Here is an 18,268-nt window from a genome sequence, read left to right on the forward strand (position 1 = left end):
CCGCCCCATGCGCCTGCTGCTCGTGGAAGACGACACCATGATCGGAGAGGCCGTGCACGATCTGCTGCGCGCCGAGCATTACGCGGTGGACTGGGTGCGCGACGGCGAGATGGCCGACACCGCCCTGCGCACGCAGACCTACGACCTCGTGCTGCTGGACCTGGGCCTGCCCCGGCGCGACGGCCTGGCGGTGCTGCGCGACCTGCGCGCGCGCAAGGACCGCACCCCGGTGCTGGTGGCCACCGCGCGCGATGCGCTCGCCCAGCGCGTGGAGGGGCTGGACGCCGGCGCCGACGACTACGTGCTCAAGCCCTACGAACTCGATGAACTGCTGGCCCGCATCCGCGCCCTCACGCGGCGCGCGGCCGGCCGGGCCGAGCCGGCCTACGAGCACAAGGGCGTGCGGATTTTGCCGGCCACGCGCGAGGTGACGGTGAACGGCGCGCCCGTGGTGCTGTCGGCGCGCGAATGGGCCGTGCTGGAGCCGCTGCTGGCGCGCCCGGGCATGGTGCTGTCGCGCACCCAGCTCGAGGAAAAGCTCTACGGCTGGAAGGACGAGATCAGCAGCAACGCCGTGGAGGTGTATGTGCACGGTCTGCGCAAGAAGCTGGGCGCCGAACTGGTGCTGAACGTGCGCGGCGTGGGCTACATGGTGCCCAAGGCATGATGCCGCCCGCCACCCAGGACCCGCCCCACAGCCAGCCCCCGGGCCCCGGCGGGCCGGCGCCGCGCACGGGCGCACCGGCGCATTCGCTGCGCGCGCGGCTGCTGTGGTTCCTGCTGGCGGCGATCGTGTGCACGGCGCTGCTGCAGATCCTTTTGTCGTACCGCTCGGCGCTGTCCGAGGCCGATGAGATCTTCGACTACCACATGGAGCAGATGGCGATGGCCCTGCGGCCCGGCCTGCCGGAGGTGCCGGCCAACGCGCCCGGGCCGCTGGTGCACGACGATGAGAACTACGAGTTCGTCGTGCAGGTCTGGTCGGCCGAAGGCTTGCGCGTGTTCGAGTCCGCCGTGGGCGCTGCCCTGCCGCAGCGCGCGGTGCTGGGCTTTTCCAGGGTGAAGGCGCATGGCACCACCTACCGCGTGTTTTCGGTGCAGACGCGCTCCCAGGTCATTCAGGTGGCGCAGGACATGGCCGTTCGCAAGGCGATGGCGCGCGACCTGGCCCTGCGCACGGCCGGGCCCATCGCACTCATGGCGCCGCTGCTGGCGCTGGCCGTGTGGTGGGTGGTGAGCGGCTCGCTCGCGCCGGTGGAGCGCGTGCGCCGCGAGGTGGCGCAGCGCCAGGCGGACGACCTCTCGCCCGTCGACGGCGATGCCCTGCCCGCCGAGGTGCAGCCGCTGGTGGACGAACTGAATCTGCTGTTCGCGCGGGTGCAGCGGGCTTTCGAGGCGCAGCAGCACTTCGTCGCCGATGCGGCGCACGAGTTGCGCTCGCCCCTGGCCGCGCTCAAGCTGCAGGCGCAGGGGCTGCTGCGCGCACCGGATGCCGAGGCGCGCGGCGTGGCCGTGGCCCGCCTGTCGGCCGGCATCGACCGGGCCACGCGGCTGGTCGAGCAGTTGCTGGCCCTGGCGCGGCAGGAATCCAGCGTGGCCGCCGGGGCCCCCGCGCAGCCCGTGGTGCTGGCCGACCTGGCGCTGCAGGCGGTTGCGGATGCGGCGCCCGCCGCCCAGCAGCGCGGCATCGACCTGGGCCTGGCCCGGGCGGATGCCGCCCCCATTGCCGGCCATGCCGAGGCCCTGCGCATCCTGCTGCGCAACCTGGTGGACAACGCGGTCAAGTACACGCCCGACGGCGGCGTGGTGGACGTGCATGTGATCGCCGATGCGCCCGCACATGGCGCGGAACCGGGCGGCGCCGTCACCCTGGTGGTGGACGACAGCGGCCCGGGCATCGGCGAAGGCGACCGCGAGCGCGTGCTGGGCCGGTTCTGCCGCGCGCCGCAGGCGGTCGAGGGCGGTGCGCAGGTGCCGGGCAGCGGGCTGGGCCTGGCGATCGTGCAGTCGATCGCCCGCATGCACCAGGCGCAGGTTGCCCTGGAGGGCTCGCCGCGCCTGGGGGGCTTGCGGGTGTCGGTGCGGTTCGATGCGCTGGCGGGGGCCGCACCCTCCGCGCCGGCTCCGCAGGCGCCATCGGCCGGGGACGGCGCTTGACCGGCTTCGCCGTCCTCTCGGGTCTGGGCCACGCGGTCTTCGTGGCGGTGGGCCTGCTGATCTACGTGATGGGCACGCGCATCGGGCGCCAGCGGCGCCACCCCTCCGCGGCGGTGGCCTGGGTGCTGGCCATCGTGGCCTTTCCGTACGTGGCGGTGCCGCTGTTCGTGCTGTTCGGCGCCCGCAAGTTCGCGCGGCCCCTGCGCCGCCCGCGCAAGGCGCAGCAGGAGACCGCCGCGGCCGCCGCGCAGCCCGCCGGCCCGCCCTGGGCCGCGCGGCTGCTGGCCAGCATGGAGCTGGAGCCGGCGGTGCGCAACGCGCGCGTCGTGCTGCACGCCGACGGCACGCAGGCCCTGCGCACACTGCTGCAGACCATCGCCTCGGCGGGGCACCGGCTGGACGTGTGCACCTTCGTCTTCGGCGACGACCCGGTGGGCCGGCAGGTCGCACGGGCCCTGGGCGAATGCGCGCAGCGCGGCGTCGCCGTGCGGCTGCTGCTGGACGCGGTGGGCAGCCTGGCCACGCCCGGCGCGCTGGTGAAAACGCTGCAGGCGCAGGGCGTGCAGGTACGCCGCTTCATGCCCATGCTGCACAACCCGATGCGTGGGCGCACCAACCTGCGCAACCACCGCAAGCTGGTGGTGGCCGACGGTGAGCGGCTGTGGAGCGGCGGGCGCAACCTGGCCTGCGAATACTTCCTCGACCAGCCCGGCCACCCGGCCTGGATCGACCTGAGCTACGAGGTGCACGGCCCCCTCGCCCTACAGGCCGCCGCGCAGTTCGAGGCCGACTGGAGCACCGCCAGCGGCCGCCTGGTGCGCGCCGCGCTGCCCCAGCCGCTGCCCCCGGGCCCGCGCGATGGCCCGTTGGCCCAGTGGGTGCCCAGCGGACCGGACCACGCCGACGACACCGTGCATGCCCTGCTGCTGGCCGGCGCCTACCACGCGCAGGAGCGCATCGTGGCCGTGACACCGTATTTCGTGCCCGACGACGCGCTGCTGGAGGCCTGGTGCATGGCCTGCCGCCGCGGCGTGCGCGTGAGCCTGCTGGTGCCCTGGCGGTCCAACCACCGCCTGGCCGACTGGGCCCGCGAGCGCGCCCTGCGCGAGCTGGGCCTGGCCGGCGCCGAGGTGTGGCTGGCACCGGGCATGGTGCATGCCAAGGCCGTGCTGATCGACGACGACCTGGCCCTGTCCGGCTCGCTCAACCTCGACGCGCGCAGCCTGTTCCTCAACTACGAGGCGATGACGGCCTTCTACGGTCCGGCCGAGGTGCAATGGCTGTCGGACTGGTGCGCGCGCCAGATCGCCCTGGCGCGGCCCTATGTGCCCCGGCGCCCGTCCTGGCCGCGCGACATCGGCGAGGGCGTGGTGCGGGCGGTGGGCTTTCAGCTGTAGGAGGGCCGGTCGCCCGGCGCGGGGCTCCCGCGCAGCGGTGTTTTGCTATTGTTTTTATAGCTTCATCGGCAATAATTACTAGGGCATGAGGCGGTTTTTATATCGAAACCGCCCTGTGGGCGCGTGCGGGCGCAAGGCGGGCCGGGCCCGAGCTCACGCCCGGCCCGCCTTGCGCCGCAGCCGCCGCCAGCCGATCACCATGCCCGTGGCGCTCAAGGCCGCGCCCCCCAGGCCCAGCACCAGCATCACCGCGTCCCACAGCGGGCGCCGCTCCAGCAGCGGCACCCAGTCCCAGCTGTGCAGCATGGCGAAGAGCCAGCGGCTGGCGCGGCGGTGGCCGTCCAGGCGGCCCAGCACGGCGCCGGTGAGCGGGTCCACGTGCACCCAGGTGGCGTGTTCGTCGGCGAACACCGCGCGCAGCACCGGCAGGGGTTTGGCGGGCGCACCCGTCATGGTGTGGGGCGCGCGGGCGTAGTAGTACAGGTCGTAGTGCGCCAGCGTGTCCACGCGCACCAGGGGCGCCGCCACCAGGCGGGCGATGGCTTCGCGCAGCGCGGCGGCGTCGATGGCAGTGGGCGCGGCCGTGGCGGCATCGAGCACCTCGGGCGCGCCTTGGGCGGGCTGCGCCAGCACCAGCGTGCGGCCCGTGGCGCGCACCCAGCGCAGTTCGCGCGTGGTGCCGCCGGTCGGGGTGAGCAGCGCGGCCAGCGAGGCCGCGGGCGGGTGCGGGCCCTGCGGCGGGCCCACGGCCAGCGGCCCGCCCTGCAGCGCCGCCAGATTCAGCGGCGGCGCGCCGCTGTCGAACAGCTTCCACGGGTTCATCGACATGAAGCCGCTGAAGATCCACGCGATGGTCGCCGCCGAAAACACCAGTCCCAGCGCATGGTGCCAGCGCATCGCGGGCGTGGGGTAGGGCGTGCGCGCGCCGCTGCGGTAGCGCCCGCGAAAGCGCCAGCGCTGCAGGCCCACGACGGTGCCGGCCAGCGCCGCCAGCGTGCCGGCCACGGCGAGCGTGTTCACCGTGGCGCTCCAGTAGGGCTGCAGCGCGTTGCCGCGCAGCGGGTAGAGCCAGTGGATCCACGTGCCCACGTAGCCCCACAGGCGCTCGGTGCGCGGCGCATCGCGCACCACCTCGCCCGTGGTGCCGGACACGTAGAGCACGGTGCCGTCCGCATCGTGCAGCCGCACGCGGTGCAGCGGCCGGTGCATGTCCAGCCCGCGCGAATGGGTGAACGCATCTTCCTGCAGCGTGCCTTCGTAGTCCGCGGCCACGCCGGGGCCGGCCCAGGCCGCGGCGCTGGCCAGCGCGCGTGGCGCATCCACCGCGCGCAGCACCTCGCCCGTCGCCGCGTCGATCACCGTGGCGGGCGAGCGGGGCGGCGCCCCTTCGGGCCGGACCAGGTACACCGCGTGCCCGCCGCTGGCCACCGCCAGGCGCAGCTCGGCCAGCGGCACCAGCGCCAGGCCGGCGGGCGCCAGCGCGGCGTCGGGCTCCCGCAGGCCCGTGCCGCTGCCCAGCGGCGGCAGGTGGGCGGTGCGCTCGGCCTCGGTGAGCTGGGGGTAGCCCACGTACATCATCACGATGCCGGAGACGAACCACATCGCGAAGAAGCCGCACAGCAGCACCCCCAGCCAGCGGTGGGTGAGAAACAGCCAGCGCTTGGCGCGCACAGGGCGGGTCCAGTCCATGGTGCGTTTCCCGTCGGCGGTCAGAACGCCACCTGCAGCGACACGTCCACCGTGCGCGGTGCGCCCAGGTACACCTGCGCGCTGCGCGCTTCGGCCGCGTAGATGCGGTCGGTGGCGTTGCGCAGGTGGCCCGAGAGCGTGGCGGTGGGCGAGAGCTTCCACGACAGCCCCAGGTCCAGCAGCGTGTACGAGGGCCAATACTGCGTGTTGGCCGCGTCCGCATAGATACGCCCTACGCGCCGTGCCCCCGCCGTGGCCTGCAGCGCGGGCGTGACCGCGTAGCCCAGCCACAGGTTGGCCACGCTCTCGGGCGTGTTGATGGGCGTGCGGCCGGCCAGCGACACGCCGCCCTGCACGAACTGCTCGTAGCGGGCGCGGGTGCGCATCGCGTTGGCCTGCAGCTGCCAGCGGTCGGTCAGGCGCAGGCCCACGGCCACCTCCGCGCCGCGCGACGACTGCTCGCCCACCAGCACGGTGAAGGCGGGGTTGTTGGGGTCCTGCGAGGCGATGTTGCGCCGCGTGATCTGGAACGCCGCCACCGTGGCCGTGCCCCGTCCGCCCCAGAAGTCGAACTTGGCGCCCGCTTCCAGCTGCCGGCCCGTGGTGAGCGCGCTGTTGTTGGCCACGTCGGCGAACGAGGCCGTGGACAGCGAGCCCGACGGTGGGTCGCTCGCCGTGGCGTACTGGGCGTACACGTTGGCGCCGGGGGCCACGTCCCACACCACGCCCAGGCGGCCGGTGGTGGGCGTGTAGCTGCGCTCGAACGTGGCGGGGCTGGTGGCGGTGACGGCGCGGCGGTTGGTCAGGTCCAGCGCGATGCGCTCCTGCCGCAGCGCCGTCACCAGGTTCACGCCGGGCACCAGGGCCGTGCGGTTCTCCACGAACACCGCGGTGGTCTGCACGCGGTTGTCGCGGTCGGCGCGAAAGCCGGGGGCCATGCCGGGAATGTCGAAGAACCGCTCTGTCGTGAAGCGGTACGGGTCCACCGTGCTCACCGTGCCGGCCAGGCTGTTGGGAAAGCGCGTCTGCCGGTTCACGCTCACGTCCAGGCCGAAGGCCCAGTCGCTCGGCCGGCCGGCCAGCGTGCCGTGCCAGGTGGCCTCGGTGCGGTTGCCCACCAGTTGCTGGTCGTGCCGCTGCAGGAAGGCGCTGCCGCGCGAGACCAGGGTGTTGGCCGCGTTGAACTGGTAGGTCTCCACGTTGCGGTAGTCGCGCAGCGCGTCGTAGGCATAGAGCGTGTTGCGCCACTGCAGGGCGTCGGACACGCGCCACTGCGCCACCGAGCGCAGCCACTGCACGCGGTGGGCGTACATGCCGTCGCTGCTGTTGTAGTTGGCAAAGCGCGTCCCGGGATCGATGCGCAGCGCGCCCACGGCGGGGTTGAGCACCGGCGTGCCCCAGTAGGGGCGGTCCACCGCGTCCTTCTGGTACTCGTACGCCAGCAGGTGCGTGAAGCCGCCGCCCAGGTCGGACAGCAGCGATGCGGCCAGCTGCGTGGACCGGGTCTGCGTGCCGGTGGTCCAGCTGCCGGCATCGCGGTGGTTCACGTCGATGCGCGCGAAGTGGCTCGGACCTGCGCCGCCGTCCTGCGGCCCCGCGATGCGGCGGTTGAGGCCCGCCGAGGCTTCCTTGAGCCCGTACGAGCCCGCGCGCAGCCGGCCTTCCGCGAAGTCGCCGCTGCGGTCGGGCGTCTTGGTGATGTAGTTGAGCGAGCCGCCCACGGCCCCCGCGCCGTACAGGAAGCTCGACGCGCCGCCGACGGCCTCCACCCGGTCGTAGATCCAGCTGTCCACCGCGCGGGTGGCGCTGCCGTACTGCACCGTGATGCCGTTGTACAGCTGCGTGACCGAGTTGTTGCTGAAGCCGCGGTAGCTGGCCGCCATCGAGCCCGGCGCGTTGTGCGCGGTCACGCCGGGGATCGCCCGCAGGATCTCCTGCGTGTCCTGCGCGCCACGGGCTTCGATGGTGGCGCGGTCCACCACGGTGACCGAGGCGGGTGTCTCGCGCGGCGTGAGGCCCAGGCGGCTGCCGGTCTCGGCGGGGGTGTCCAGGTTCAGCCGGCCCAGGGGCTCGGCGGATGTGCCCGAGACGGTCACCGGCGCCAGCGTGGGCACGGACGACAGGGGCGCCTCCTGCGCCGGGGCGGCGGCGGGCCCGAAGCCGGCCAGCGCCGCCAGCATCGCGTGGGCCAGCGGCGAGCGTGCCTTGCGCGGTGTTCGGGCCGAAATCGGCTGCGGCTGCGGCGGTGGCACGGGCAGGGCGGAGGAAAAAAGGGAAGTCGTGGTCATGGCATCGATCAGCACGCGGATCGCCCGCACCCGGCGCGCGCCGCCCGCCGCGCAGTGGCGGCGGTACGGCAGTGCGCCCGGCAGGCCGGATCAGCAAAGGGGAGGGGAAATGCGTTCGCGCGGGGCGGCCGTCACCCGTTCATGGGCGAATGGCCGCGCTGCGGCGAACGCAGGGAGCCGGCGAGGCTCAGGCGTGCTGAAAGACCGGGGGCCCGCGCGCAGGCAATGGTGCGGCCGTGGCGGCTGCGATGCGCGCCGCCGCAATGGCCTGCATCGCATGCCCGAGCGGCAGCGGCTGCGGCAGGGTTTGCACCGCCACCACCGGGGGCGGTGCGCCGTGGGGAATGCACAGAGGGCAGTCCATGGCCGTCTGCCCCATCTCCACCGGCCCGTCGTCGGTCTGCACATAGACCTTGACCATGCCGGACGTGGAGCAGACCCACTCCATCGCCCGCGCATGCACCAGCGGCGAGGCCGTGGCCACCGCCATCGCCGCCATGAAGCCCATCAACACCCAACGGCGCAGCGCACGCAGGGCGTGCAGCAGGGCGATGGAAGTCGGTTGCTTCATTTTTGATAGCACTATGCCGGGAGGTTGATTGCGCTGGAGGCCTTTTTGGCTCAGATCCGCATCCGTGGAGCAGCGCCATCGGATCGTCGGGGCGGGCCGCCGGATTGTAGGCCGGGGCCCCGGCTGCTCGGTGGGGTCGGCGGCGCGCGTGCCGGCAGGGCCGACAATCGGCCTGGCGCCCGTCCACCCTTCGTCATCCGTTCACCTTCATCCATCCTATCCATCCACGCCGTTCGCGTGGGAGGCGTTTTCCATGAACCAGGCCGTCCGTCTCGTCGCGTTCCTCGAAGCTTTCAAGGGCCTGCTCGTCCTGGCCGCTGCCACCGGGCTGCTGTCGCTGGCACACCGGGACATCTACGCCATCGCGGTGCGGCTCATCGAGCATGCGCACCTCAATCCCGCGGCCAGATACCCGCAGATTTTTCTGGATGCGGCCCGCAACGTGCAGGACTCCCGGCTCATGCTGCTGGCCCTGGGCGCTGCCGCGTATGCCGCGCTGCGGCTGGTGGAGGCGTACGGCCTGTTCAAGGAACGCCCCTGGGCCGAGGTGCTGGCCGCGGGCAGCGGGTCGATCTACCTGCCGTTCGAGTTCATCGGCTTCCTGCACCACAGCAATGCGCTGCACGCGGGCATTTTCGTGGTCAACGCGCTGGTGGTGGGGGTGATGGTGCGGGCGCTGCTGCAGCGGCGTGCTGCGCGGCCGGGCGGTGCGCCGCAGGGCCTGAACGGCCGCTGACGCCGATGGCGGGTGGCGGCGCCGGGGCGGCTACCATGGCCTTTTCCCCGCGGAGTTCCCATGCGCAAAGCAATGACCGTCCTCGCCGTCGTCGGCACCCTCGCCGCCCTGTACTTTGCGTACCGCTACGGCGTGTATTGAGCACGGACCCAGCGCGCCCATCATCGCCACGGCCGCCTGCGCCGGTGGAACGAACCCATTACAGAGACAACAGGCCATGCCCATGAAACCCACCCGACTCGCCATTGCCGCCGCCCTTTCCCTGGCGGCCCTCGTGCCCCATGCGGGCGCCCAGACCCCCGCCAAAAAGCACGACGATTTCTTCTGGCTCGGCGAGATCAACAAGGCCACCGCCGTCATCAACACCGACGAAGGCCTGCTCGACCAATCGCTGTCGCCCCTCGTCTACAAAGGCATCACCCAGGTGCTGGCCAACGGCGACAAGCCGGGTGGCAAGCGGCCCTCATTGGTCATCACCTTCGAGCCGTTGCTGATCGAAGCCGCCGGCCCCCAGATCACGCTGCTGCACGCCGGCCGATCGAGCCAGGACATGCTGGCCACCGCGCGGTCCGCCATCCTGCGCGATGAAATGCTCCACCTGGCCGAGGCGCTCAGCCAAACCACCGCCACCCTGATCGAACTCGCCGGCAAGCACCGGGCCACCGTGGTGCCCAACTACACCAACGGTGTGGCGGCCCAGCCCAACAGCTACGGCCACTATCTGCTGGGCATCGCCGCCGGGCTGGAGCGCGACGCCCAGCGCATCCGCGAAGCCTATGCCCGCATGGACCGCTCACCCATGGGCACCACGGTGCTCAATGGCACCAGCTGGCCGCTGAACCGGCAGCGCATGGCGGACTACCTGGGCTTTTCCGCCACGGTGGACAACGCGTACGACGCCGCGCAGATCTCCGCCGTGGACCAGCCCGTGGAGGCCGGCGCCATCGTCATGGCCATCGCCCTGCATGCCGGCAGCTTCATCGAAGACGTGATGACCCAATACGCCCAGCCGCGCCCCTGGATCCTGCTGCAGGAAGGCGGCGGCAACACGTATGTCTCCAGCGCCATGCCGCAAAAGCGCAATCCCGGCCTGCTCAACAGCACCCGCCGCGACGCTTCCACCGCGCTCAACCTGGGCATGGGCCCCGCATTGCAGGCGCACAACATTCCCCCCGGCATGAGCGACCCCAAGGAGGTCCGCACCAACGCCGCGATGGTGCAGGCGGCGGCCGGCGTTCTGAACAACTGGACGCGCATCCTCAACAACCTGGTGATCGATCCCCAGCGTGCGCTGGAGGAGCTCAACAGCGATTGGACCGCCTCGCAGGAACTGGCCGATGTGCTGATGCGCCAATACAAGCTGCCCTTCCGCGTCGGCCACCATTTCGCCTCGGAGGTCGTGGAATACGCCAAGGCCAAGGACATCAAGCCTCTCGCGTTTCCGTATGCGCAGGCGCAACGCATCTACGCCGAGACGGTGAAGGGAACGGAGTTTGCACAGGTGCTGCCCCTGTCCGAGGCCGAGTTCCGTTCCACGCTCGACCCCGTGGCGATCGTCAGGAACCGCCAGACCGCCGGCGGCCCGCAGCCCGCCGAAATGGACCGCATGCTGCGCGAGGCCTCCCAGCGCGTGGCCGAGCAGGACGGCTGGATCAAGGCCCGGCGCGCGCAGATTGCGGCGTCGCTGGCGCGGCTGGATGCGGATTTCGAGAAGTTGGGCGGGGCCCGCTAGGGTGCTCGCGCTCATCGCTGGTGCTGCGCTCGCTCTGATAGCGAGTGGCGCGATGGCCTCGCCCCCTCAGCGGGAGGCAGAGCCAGCTCGCGAAAACTTCTACCTCGGCACGCTGGGTAACGCTGAATGGGGCCTGGTCTCGATCTTCGGCCCTGATGGCACAGAGCGGCACGATTGGCCAAAGACCGGCATGGGCAATTCCGGCCCATCGGTGCGGTTGAGCTTTCCAGGTGCCGGGCTTTTCGGCCTGCGCGTGTGCAACTGGTCGACATTCCGATACCGGTGGTGGGCCGAGGATGACGGCATTCGTGCCGAGCCAGTTTTCCAGACGATGGCTGCGTGCGGCGATCAGCCCCTGATGCAGATGGAGGCCTGGGCCCATCGGCAGTTGTCGCAAATTCGCCGATACAGCCTGTACACCGCAGCCGGTGGCACCTTGAGACTCAGGCTGTCTTTTGCCGATGGCAGCCGTTGGGAGCTGCAAGGCTGGCCGTGACGCGGTCGGTGCCGCGCGGCTTCGACGCATTTCGAAACAGTCACGCACAAGGGCCGGGCTATGGTGCGACGGTCACAGGTAGGTTGTGGCCATCGTTCAATCCATGCACCAGGAGAAGAAAACCCATGGCACTCGTTCCATGCCCCGAATGCAACCGACAGATTTCCGATCAGGCGGCCGCTTGCCCCGGCTGCGGCCATCCGCAGGCACCCGCCATCAGCAGGCGCTCTGCCTTTGAATCCGGCACCCACGAGGGCCGCCACGCCGGTACCGTGAAAGCCGGCATTGCCGGGATGACCGCCGCCAGCCTGGGTGGCTGGGCCGCGCGGGCGGTGGCGGTGGTGGTGCTCGGCGTCGTCGCGGTCGTCGCGATGCTCAGCCGCTGAGACGCGGTCTGCGGGCGCTGGCCCCGCATGCCTTGAACCGACCGCCCCTTGAAACTCCGACTCGCCGCCATGTGCTGCGTCTGCTCACCGGCGGCGGCCTGCCCGGGTGATCGAGGGCTGGCTGGCGCAAGCCCCCTAAAAACGCAACTTTCCGCAGATCCAGGGCCGGAACGCTTGTAAGAAACCCGTCAGAAACGCATGATCCCGGGTCTTTTTCGACCTGCTGCCAGTTGATCCATGGTTTTTGCGTTCTCCCCGCCTGTTCCCCCCTTTCTGGATATTCGGAGATGGGCTGCCCGATGGGCCCTCTTCATTGCGCTCGCCGCCCTCTCGCAGGGCGCGTGGGCCATGCAGATCTTCGTGAAAACCGTCTCCGGAAGGACCATCGCTCTGGACGTGGAGCCCAGCGACTCGATTGAGAACGTGAAGGCCAAGATCCAGGACCAGGAAGGCATTGCGCCCGAGCAGCAGCGGTTGATCTTCGCGGGCAAGCAACTGGAAGACGGCCGAACCCTCTCGGACTACAACATCCAGAAGGAATCGACCATCCACTTGGTGGTGCGCCTGCCGAGCGTCGAGGACTCGTTCACCGGCGCTTCGCCCGCCGGCAGTGGGCAGATCACCGCGTCGCTGACCGGCGTGAGCGGTTGCACGTTCGACACGGCGCAGACCGCGTTCGAAGTGCCATCCAGCCGCCCCGCGGGCGCGCAGTTTCCCCAAGGCGTCTTCCGCTTCGTGGCCACCACCTGCGCGGGCAAGGTCACGGTGACGTTGAAGTACCCGCAGGCGCTGGCAGCGGGCAGCCGCTTCATGAAATACGGCCCGCGCACGGCGGGCGCGGCGCAGTCGGAGTGGTTCGAATGGCCGGGCGCCCAGATCAATGGGGACACGGTGACCTTCGACATCGAGGACAACGGCCCGGGCGACGCCGATCCGGCGGTGGGCACGATCTCCGATCCGGGCGGGCCGGCGGTGATTGCCGCGGCGCCGGCGAGTGCTGCCGCCATTCCCACGCTGTCGCACTTCGGCTTGGCGATGCTGACGGCATTGCTGGGGTTGCTGGCATGGCATCGGCGGCGGTCTGCCTGAGTGCAGCGCGTGGCAGATCCCGAGAGAGTCCTTTCACTGGAGTCTTGCTGGGAAAGCCGCGTCATGGCGCCATTGAAAGGCCAGCGCACGGATGACATGAACAGCTTGTTCGAACTGGGCGCGTGCTCAACGACAGGCTTGTGGAAAAACTTCCCACGATAGGCCGGTGCCTCGTGCGAGGTCGCTCGTCACGCCGTCAATTCGGCGATGGCGCACCCCGTCTCAGCAACGGAGCCTGTGCTGCTGATCCCTGGCATCCTTGCGCTCCCGCCTCACCCAGTCCAGGTCGTAGTACCGGCTGCCTGCCCGCCCCATGCTGTCCAGCATCTTGACCCGCTCTTCCAGCGCAGAGCATGTGCTGTTGTTGGGCTGGGAGGGCTGTGGTGCTGGCAGGGCATGGCTTTGAATGGGCGCAGCCGCATCTGCCTCGGCTTGCGCCTTCTGATGCCTGCCGGCCTCCACTTGGTCATTCCACGACACGTTGGCAGGCACCCGCTGAATCCGTTCGATGGTCCACCCTCTTTGCGCGCAGTGCTCGGCGGTCCAGTACAACCCGCCCTGGGGGGCGCGACAGAGGTAGATTTCCTTGGTTCGCGGGCCACTCGGATCGCTGATGATCGGGGAGGTGTCGATGACCTTCGCGCATTTGCATGGCTCGTCGGTGTACGTTTTTCCGCAGCGATACACCTCAGCCGACGCGGAAAGAGGCAGCGCACAGGCGGCGGTAGCAAGGATGAGGCGAAAAGCCATTGCGCTAAAAGAAGGAAATCTGGTCCCCTCGACAGGAATCGAACCTGTATCTAGCGCTTAGGAGGCACTCGTTCTATCCATTGAACTACGAGGAGGACGGGCGATTGTAAAGGCGTGGCCGTGGCAGCTTTTCCCCGCCGTGCTGAGACCTCCGCAAAAGAAGATCGCGCCTGGCGTGGGGCCATGTGAGTGCCGCATTTCCGCAGCGGCAAAGCGCCCCGGGTCGGTGCGCCGCTCTAAAATGCCTCCGCAATGATTTCACCGATGACGCCTCCACAGTTCCACGCCATGCTCCAGGCGGAGGGACTCTCTCCCGCCATGGAGGCCCTCAACCGCGGTGTGCCGCATCGGTACACCGGCGTCTTCCAGGTGATCGAGTCGCAGCTCATCAATGTCTTCCTCTACGACAAGCAGCACCAGATCCGGCCCGAGGCGCTGGCCGTGGTGGCGCTGGACAACAGCTTTTGCCAGTTCGTTCTGCGCGATGGCTCGCTGCTGGTGGACAACTCGATGCACGACGAGCGGCTGCTGGCCAGCTCGTTCCGCGGGGTGGTGGTGGCCTACCACGGCGTGCCGGTGACCGATCACCGCGGCGGCCTGTACGGCACGCTGTGCCATTTCGATCTGGTGGAGCAAGGGCTGGCGTCCGCCCAGTTCGAGTTGCTGCAGGCCGCGGGGGGCCTGCTCTATCCCTATCTGCCGCACGGGGATGGCCGGGTGCAGAACGCGCCCCAGTTCGCCCGCGCCGCGGCGGGCTGATGGGCCCCGTCAGTCGTACCGCACCGTGTAGATCAGGTCCACCGCGCTTTGCGCGCCGGTCTGGCCGCGCAGCGTAAGGCTCTTGGTCAGGTCGTAGAAGATGTACAGCGTGCCCAGGGCTCCCGAGAGGCTGCGCTCGTAGGTCACGTACAGGTCCTTGGACAGGCGCTTGCCGAAGGTGAGCGCGGCGGCCGAGGCATCCTCGCCCGAGCCGGGGCCCTTGAACCCGATCTCGTCGAGCCCCACGCGCTTGGCGAAGTTGCCGGCACCGGCATTGCCGTTGCCCCCGAGCAGCGCCAGCGCCGCCTGTTGCAGAAGCGCGGCCTCGGCGCCGCCGGCGGCGCCGCTGCGGCCCAGCACCACCCAGGAGAGCTTTTCGGCGTCGGGCAGATCGGGGTCGGAATAGAGCCGCACGCGCGGCGCCTTGGCCGAGCCGGTGACCTGCACGCCGGCGCGCACGCTGATGTTCGGCCGGATGGCTAGGATGTCCAGCGCGGGGTTGTCGTATGGGCCGTTGAAGCGTGCCAGGCCCGTCTCCACATCGAGCGACTGGCCCCAGGCGCGGTAGCGGCCTTCCACGGTGCGCACCTCGCCGGTGACGCGCGGCGGCGCCCCGGCGACGGTGGCGCCGCGGATTTCCAGCTCGCCCGCCAGGCGGGTGGTGATGCCGTGGCCCTGCAGCGCGAAGTCGTCGCCCAGGTTGAGGGTGACGGCGATGTCCGGCGGCTTGGCGGCTTCCACGCGGCCGGCGGCCTGGCCCGCGCGTTCGGCCTGCTTGACGGTTTCGCGGTCCTTGGCGGCGGAGCGCACGACCACGTCGGTGCCCAGGCTGGGTGCGCCGGCCTCGGGCAGGATGATGGTGGCGCGGTCGGTGGTGAGCTTGCCGCGCAGCGTGAACTGGCCCTGGCGCAGCCGCGCCTGCAGATTGCCGGACACGCTGACCTGGCGGTCGGCGCGCACCAGCACCTGCAGGGCGCGCGCCTCGGCGTCGAAGTCCATGGCGATGCCGGAGCCGGTGGCGCCGCTGCCGCCCGTGGCCCACGACACGCTGCCTTTGCCGGTGAGCGTGCCGCCGTCGCGCGGGGCCGCGGTGCGGTTGCCGCTGAAGCCGGCGATGCGGGCGTTGCTGCCCTGGCCGCCGTTCACGCGGAATTCGGTGATGTCGAGCCGGTCGCCGTTCAGCGTGGCGCGCAGGCGCCCGTCCTGCAGGTCCACGCCATCGATGAGCGATCGCACCGACAGCTGGTCGGCGCCGAGCGTTCCGCTCCAGCGGGGGGCGGCGCGGTTGCCGGCGAGGGCGACATTGGCGTCCAGCGTGCCCTTCACGCGCCAGCCCGGCGGTGCCAGGGCGGACCACACGCCCACGTCCGGCAACTGGGCGCGCACGGTGGCGGCCAGCGGTGCGTCGGCAGGCCATTGCCAGCCGCCATCGGCACGGGCCAAACGGGTGCTGCCCTCGGCCTGCACGCGGCCTGCGCGTTCGCTGTCCCACTGCACGCGGGCACGCACGGTGTCGCCTTCGGCCTGCAGCTGCACTTCGGCCTGCCGCACGCCCGCTGGCGTGCCGGGCCCTTCGCTCGTCTGCGCGCGGCCGGTGCCCTGGCCCTGGCCGCTGCTGTGCACCACCGTCGTGGTGGGCGCGGCGCTGCCGGCCAGCACGCGGATGTCGCCGCTGACGCGCCGCACGCTGGCACTCGCGCGCAGGGTGTCGCCCGCGTCCACGTCCCAGTCGCCGTCGAACACGAGGTTGCCGGCCAGGCCCAGGCGCTGCAATGCTTCCTGGCCTTGGGGGCCGAACGCTTCCGTCCAGGCCATGGGCAACCCCTGCAGGCGGCCCTGCGTGCGCAAGGCGATGGCGCCATTGGCGGCCTGGGCGAAGCGGACGGGCTCCCAGTGCAGCGTGACCTGCCCCGGTGCCGGGCCGGAGACAGTGGCCTGCCCCCCTGAGGTCTCCACCTGCAGGCTGGGCGACTGGCGCAGAGCAACGGACAGCGGCTGGTTGAACTGCACCGTCCAGGGGCCGGGCAATTGGTCGTCGCGGGCCTGCGCACGCAACTCGGTGATCTGCGCGTTCCATTGCCCGGGGGCGGCCGTGCCCGCGGTGCCGCGCAGGCGCAGGTCCAGTCGGCGCCGGTCCACGCGTGCCTCGCCGTCCAGCAACAGCGTGGACTGGGGCAACCCGCCGGCCAGTTCGGCGCGCACCGCCGTGAGCCGCACGGCCATGGGTGCGGCGGAGCCGCTGGCGGGCAGGGAGACGTCGAAGCGCGGCGCGGCCAGCCGGGCCTGCCATTCGAACCGCTCGCCGGCAGCGGCGCGGGCCGTGCCTGCAGCGGCCGGGGCCAGCAGGCCCGCCGCCTGCAATTGGCGCTGCAGGGTCTGCCAGCCGCCGTTCCAGCGGGTGGTGAGTTGGGCGTCGCCCTGCATGGATGCGCCGCGCAGGGCGGTGGCCAGGCCGGGCAAGGACTCGATCCAGCGCTGCACGCGCTGCGCATCGGCCACCCGCAGCTCCAACTGGCCGTTGCCTGCCCGGGGAGCGATCTGGCCGTCCATCTGGGCCGTTGCACCCGGCACGGTGGCCTGCAACTGTCCTTTGACCGACAGGTCGGCCGTGCCGATCTGCAACTGCCGCGCATTCACTTGCGCCTGCAGGGCATCGAGCTGCAGGCGGGCGAGCGCCAGCCGGCTGCCTTGCCAGGTGCCTTCGGTGGCCAGGCGTTCGACGCGCAAGGCTGCCGGCGCGCCGGCACGCCGGGGTGCCGCGGTGCCGGTGGCGCGCAGGTCGGCGGAAAAGCGCACCAGCGGTTCGCCGTCGCCGCCTTCGCTCCGGGCCTGCGCCTGCCCGGCGACGGGGGTGGAGTCCAGGGTGCTGTAGAGGGCGCTGGGGCGAAGGCCACGCACTTCGGCACGGCCTTCCATGGCGCGCGTGGCAGGCGTGAAACGGCCCTGCAGCGCCACGCTGCCGTTGCCGATGCGCGCAGTGGCGTCGGGCACGGTCCATTGCGTGCCGTCGAAGGCGGCCTGGGCATCGATGCTTTCCAGGGGCAGCCGGCGCTGGTCCCACGGGCCCGGCACGGCGTTGCGCAATTGGGCACCGATGGCCCAGCCTGCGGCGGTGGCACCGGGTGCGGCAGCAGCGGCAGGGTCCACGCGCAGTTGCCCGCTCAGCGAAGTCACGGGGGCCTGCGGCCACAGGGCTGCCAAGTCGAGCGATTCGACATCGGCGCGCGCCTGCAGCACGGGTTGCGCAGCCCAGGGTGCGATCTCGGCCTGCACGTCGGCACGCATCGGTTCGGCGGGCGCCGCGGGGCGGGCTGCGGGCTTGCTGGGTTTTGTGGGTTTGGCGGACGGGGCAGGGCCGGGGCGTGAGGTACCTGCTGCGGGCGAAGCCACTGTCAATGGCTCGGCGGCCTGTGCCTGCAATTGGGCGGTGATCTGCAGCCGTGCGGCTGCGGTGGCCAAGGTGCCTTTGGCCTCGGCATGGGCCTTGGCTTCGATGTCGTCGCCGCCGCCTGGCGATGCCGTGCGCACGGTGCCGTCGGCCTTCAGCTCCAGCGCCATCGGCGCCTGGGCCTGCACGGTGGCCTGGCCGGAATAGTGGCCCTGGGCAAAGGCCACGCTGTCCAGCGCCAGTCGGTGGTGGGTGCCGTCGTAGCGGTAGTGGCCCGCCAGCCCCTGCGCGGTGACCGGGCTGGGCGCGGCCCAAGTGATGCTGTCCACGCGGAACGGCAGGTCGATGCGCAGCGGCAGTTCCAGCGATTGCAGCGGCTGCGGCGGCGTTTCGGGCTCGGTGCGGGGCGGGCCCTGCGGGATGATCTTGACCTCGACCGCATGCACTTCGCCCAGCGTGAGCTGGCGCTGCAGCAAGGGCGCCAGCTGCCAGGCAATGCGCGCATCGTTGACTTCCACCGCCAGCGTGGGGCTGCTCCAGCGCAGCCAGCCGATGTGGCCGCCGGCGCGCAGCGAGCCGGTCACGTCGCGGGTTTCGAGTTGCTGGTCGGCGGGAAGGTAGCGTGCCGCGCGGTCCAGCGTGGTGGCCAGCGAGGCTTGGCCACCGGCCCACCACCAGGCCGCACCGAGGACGAGGGCGACCAGGGCCAGCAGCGCGGCAAGGGTCCAGGCGGCGATGCGCCAGCCGCGGCGGCGCCGGGGCGCGGGAACGGGGGCCGCGGCGGCGGCGTAGGGGTTTCGGGGAGGGCGCGTCGCCATGGGTCTTTCAGA

Annotated in this window: 14 protein-coding genes and 1 tRNA gene; 9 read left to right on the top strand and 6 right to left on the bottom strand. The window is 71.2% G+C overall.

Annotated elements, in window-relative coordinates; all coding sequences use genetic code 11:
• Positions 1-7 precede the first annotated feature (7 nt).
• Genes AVTE2539_RS01130 through AVTE2539_RS01140 form a run of 3 tightly spaced genes read left to right on the top strand, consistent with a single transcriptional unit; the run spans position 8 to position 3,554 of the window.
• The gene (locus AVTE2539_RS01130) at positions 8-667 is read left to right on the top strand and encodes a response regulator transcription factor (RefSeq protein WP_272565085.1); all 660 of its coding nucleotides are present in this window, start codon (positions 8-10) and stop codon (positions 665-667) included.
• On the top strand, positions 667-2,157 hold the full coding sequence (locus AVTE2539_RS01135) for an ATP-binding protein (RefSeq protein ID WP_502868879.1): 1,491 nt from the start codon (positions 667-669) through the stop codon (positions 2,155-2,157). Before AVTE2539_RS01130 ends, AVTE2539_RS01135 begins: the two co-directional genes overlap by 1 nt.
• A complete protein-coding gene (locus AVTE2539_RS01140; RefSeq protein ID WP_284408067.1) occupies positions 2,154-3,554 on the top strand; it encodes a phospholipase D-like domain-containing protein in 1,401 nt (466 codons plus the stop codon). Before AVTE2539_RS01135 ends, AVTE2539_RS01140 begins: the two co-directional genes overlap by 4 nt.
• Positions 3,555-3,707: 153 nt before the next feature.
• Here the strand turns inward: AVTE2539_RS01140 and AVTE2539_RS01145 are convergent, their stop codons facing one another.
• The 3 genes from AVTE2539_RS01145 to AVTE2539_RS01155 form a co-directional block, all read right to left on the bottom strand.
• The gene (locus tag AVTE2539_RS01145; protein WP_284408068.1) at positions 3,708-5,243 is read right to left on the bottom strand and encodes a PepSY domain-containing protein; all 1,536 of its coding nucleotides are present in this window, start codon (positions 5,241-5,243) and stop codon (positions 3,708-3,710) included.
• Between the two features lie 20 nt (positions 5,244-5,263).
• Entirely contained in the window at positions 5,264-7,531 is a 2,268-nt protein-coding gene (locus tag AVTE2539_RS01150) for a TonB-dependent receptor (protein WP_502868847.1), read from the bottom strand.
• A gap of 187 nt (positions 7,532-7,718) precedes the next feature.
• Positions 7,719-8,102 (bottom strand): DUF2946 family protein, encoded by a 384-nt coding sequence (locus tag AVTE2539_RS01155; protein ID WP_284393284.1) that lies wholly within the window; start codon positions 8,100-8,102, stop codon positions 7,719-7,721.
• Positions 8,103-8,355: 253 nt separating this feature from the next.
• Between AVTE2539_RS01155 and AVTE2539_RS01160 the strand changes: the two genes are divergently transcribed.
• From AVTE2539_RS01160 to AVTE2539_RS01180, 5 genes are all read left to right on the top strand, one after another.
• Positions 8,356-8,838, top strand: a complete 483-nt coding sequence (locus AVTE2539_RS01160; RefSeq protein ID WP_284408069.1) for a DUF2127 domain-containing protein — start codon at positions 8,356-8,358, stop codon at positions 8,836-8,838.
• A gap of 217 nt (positions 8,839-9,055) precedes the next feature.
• Positions 9,056-10,570, top strand: a complete 1,515-nt coding sequence (locus tag AVTE2539_RS01165; RefSeq protein ID WP_284408070.1) for a lyase family protein — start codon at positions 9,056-9,058, stop codon at positions 10,568-10,570.
• A gap of 52 nt (positions 10,571-10,622) precedes the next feature.
• Positions 10,623-11,066, top strand: coding sequence for an META domain-containing protein (locus AVTE2539_RS01170; protein WP_284408071.1), 444 nt, complete (start codon positions 10,623-10,625; stop codon positions 11,064-11,066).
• 125 nt (positions 11,067-11,191) lie between these two features.
• On the top strand, positions 11,192-11,452 hold the full coding sequence (locus AVTE2539_RS01175) for a hypothetical protein (protein ID WP_284408072.1): 261 nt from the start codon (positions 11,192-11,194) through the stop codon (positions 11,450-11,452).
• 360 nt (positions 11,453-11,812) lie between these two features.
• On the top strand, positions 11,813-12,541 hold the full coding sequence (locus tag AVTE2539_RS01180) for an IPTL-CTERM sorting domain-containing protein (RefSeq protein WP_284408073.1): 729 nt from the start codon (positions 11,813-11,815) through the stop codon (positions 12,539-12,541).
• Positions 12,542-12,763: 222 nt separating this feature from the next.
• Here AVTE2539_RS01180 and AVTE2539_RS01185 read toward each other — a convergent pair whose 3' ends face one another.
• Together AVTE2539_RS01185 and AVTE2539_RS01190 are read right to left on the bottom strand one after the other, a co-directional pair.
• On the bottom strand, positions 12,764-13,291 hold the full coding sequence (locus tag AVTE2539_RS01185) for a hypothetical protein (RefSeq protein WP_284408074.1): 528 nt from the start codon (positions 13,289-13,291) through the stop codon (positions 12,764-12,766).
• 20 nt (positions 13,292-13,311) lie between these two features.
• Positions 13,312-13,386 (bottom strand) — tRNA-Arg (locus AVTE2539_RS01190).
• Positions 13,387-13,555: 169 nt separating this feature from the next.
• Here AVTE2539_RS01190 and AVTE2539_RS01195 point away from each other — a divergent pair.
• The gene (locus AVTE2539_RS01195) at positions 13,556-14,050 is read left to right on the top strand and encodes a guanylate cyclase (RefSeq protein ID WP_272565074.1); all 495 of its coding nucleotides are present in this window, start codon (positions 13,556-13,558) and stop codon (positions 14,048-14,050) included.
• A 9-nt stretch (positions 14,051-14,059) separates the two neighbouring features.
• On the opposite strand, the gene AVTE2539_RS01200 is transcribed toward AVTE2539_RS01195, so the two are convergent.
• Positions 14,060-18,256, bottom strand: a complete 4,197-nt coding sequence (locus tag AVTE2539_RS01200; protein WP_284408075.1) for a translocation/assembly module TamB domain-containing protein — start codon at positions 18,254-18,256, stop codon at positions 14,060-14,062.
• Positions 18,257-18,268: the final 12 nt, after the last annotated feature.

Source organism: Acidovorax sp. SUPP2539 (assembly GCF_030158975.1).
In the GTDB taxonomy this organism is placed as follows: domain Bacteria; phylum Pseudomonadota; class Gammaproteobacteria; order Burkholderiales; family Burkholderiaceae_C; genus Paracidovorax.

Coding starts and splice junctions, on each gene's coding strand:
- AVTE2539_RS01195 (WP_272565074.1), top strand. CDS start 13,556: ATGACGCCTCCACAGTTCCACGCCATGCTCCAGGCGGAGGGACTCTCT.
- AVTE2539_RS01175 (WP_284408072.1), top strand. CDS start 11,192: ATGGCACTCGTTCCATGCCCCGAATGCAACCGACAGATTTCCGATCAG.
- AVTE2539_RS01155 (WP_284393284.1), bottom strand. CDS start 8,102: ATGAAGCAACCGACTTCCATCGCCCTGCTGCACGCCCTGCGTGCGCTG.
- AVTE2539_RS01130 (WP_272565085.1), top strand. CDS start 8: ATGCGCCTGCTGCTCGTGGAAGACGACACCATGATCGGAGAGGCCGTG.
- AVTE2539_RS01165 (WP_284408070.1), top strand. CDS start 9,056: ATGCCCATGAAACCCACCCGACTCGCCATTGCCGCCGCCCTTTCCCTG.
- AVTE2539_RS01135 (WP_502868879.1), top strand. CDS start 667: ATGCCGCCCGCCACCCAGGACCCGCCCCACAGCCAGCCCCCGGGCCCC.
- AVTE2539_RS01160 (WP_284408069.1), top strand. CDS start 8,356: ATGAACCAGGCCGTCCGTCTCGTCGCGTTCCTCGAAGCTTTCAAGGGC.
- AVTE2539_RS01145 (WP_284408068.1), bottom strand. CDS start 5,243: ATGGACTGGACCCGCCCTGTGCGCGCCAAGCGCTGGCTGTTTCTCACC.
- AVTE2539_RS01150 (WP_502868847.1), bottom strand. CDS start 7,531: ATGACCACGACTTCCCTTTTTTCCTCCGCCCTGCCCGTGCCACCGCCG.
- AVTE2539_RS01200 (WP_284408075.1), bottom strand. CDS start 18,256: ATGGCGACGCGCCCTCCCCGAAACCCCTACGCCGCCGCCGCGGCCCCC.
- AVTE2539_RS01170 (WP_284408071.1), top strand. CDS start 10,623: ATGGCCTCGCCCCCTCAGCGGGAGGCAGAGCCAGCTCGCGAAAACTTC.
- AVTE2539_RS01185 (WP_284408074.1), bottom strand. CDS start 13,291: ATGGCTTTTCGCCTCATCCTTGCTACCGCCGCCTGTGCGCTGCCTCTT.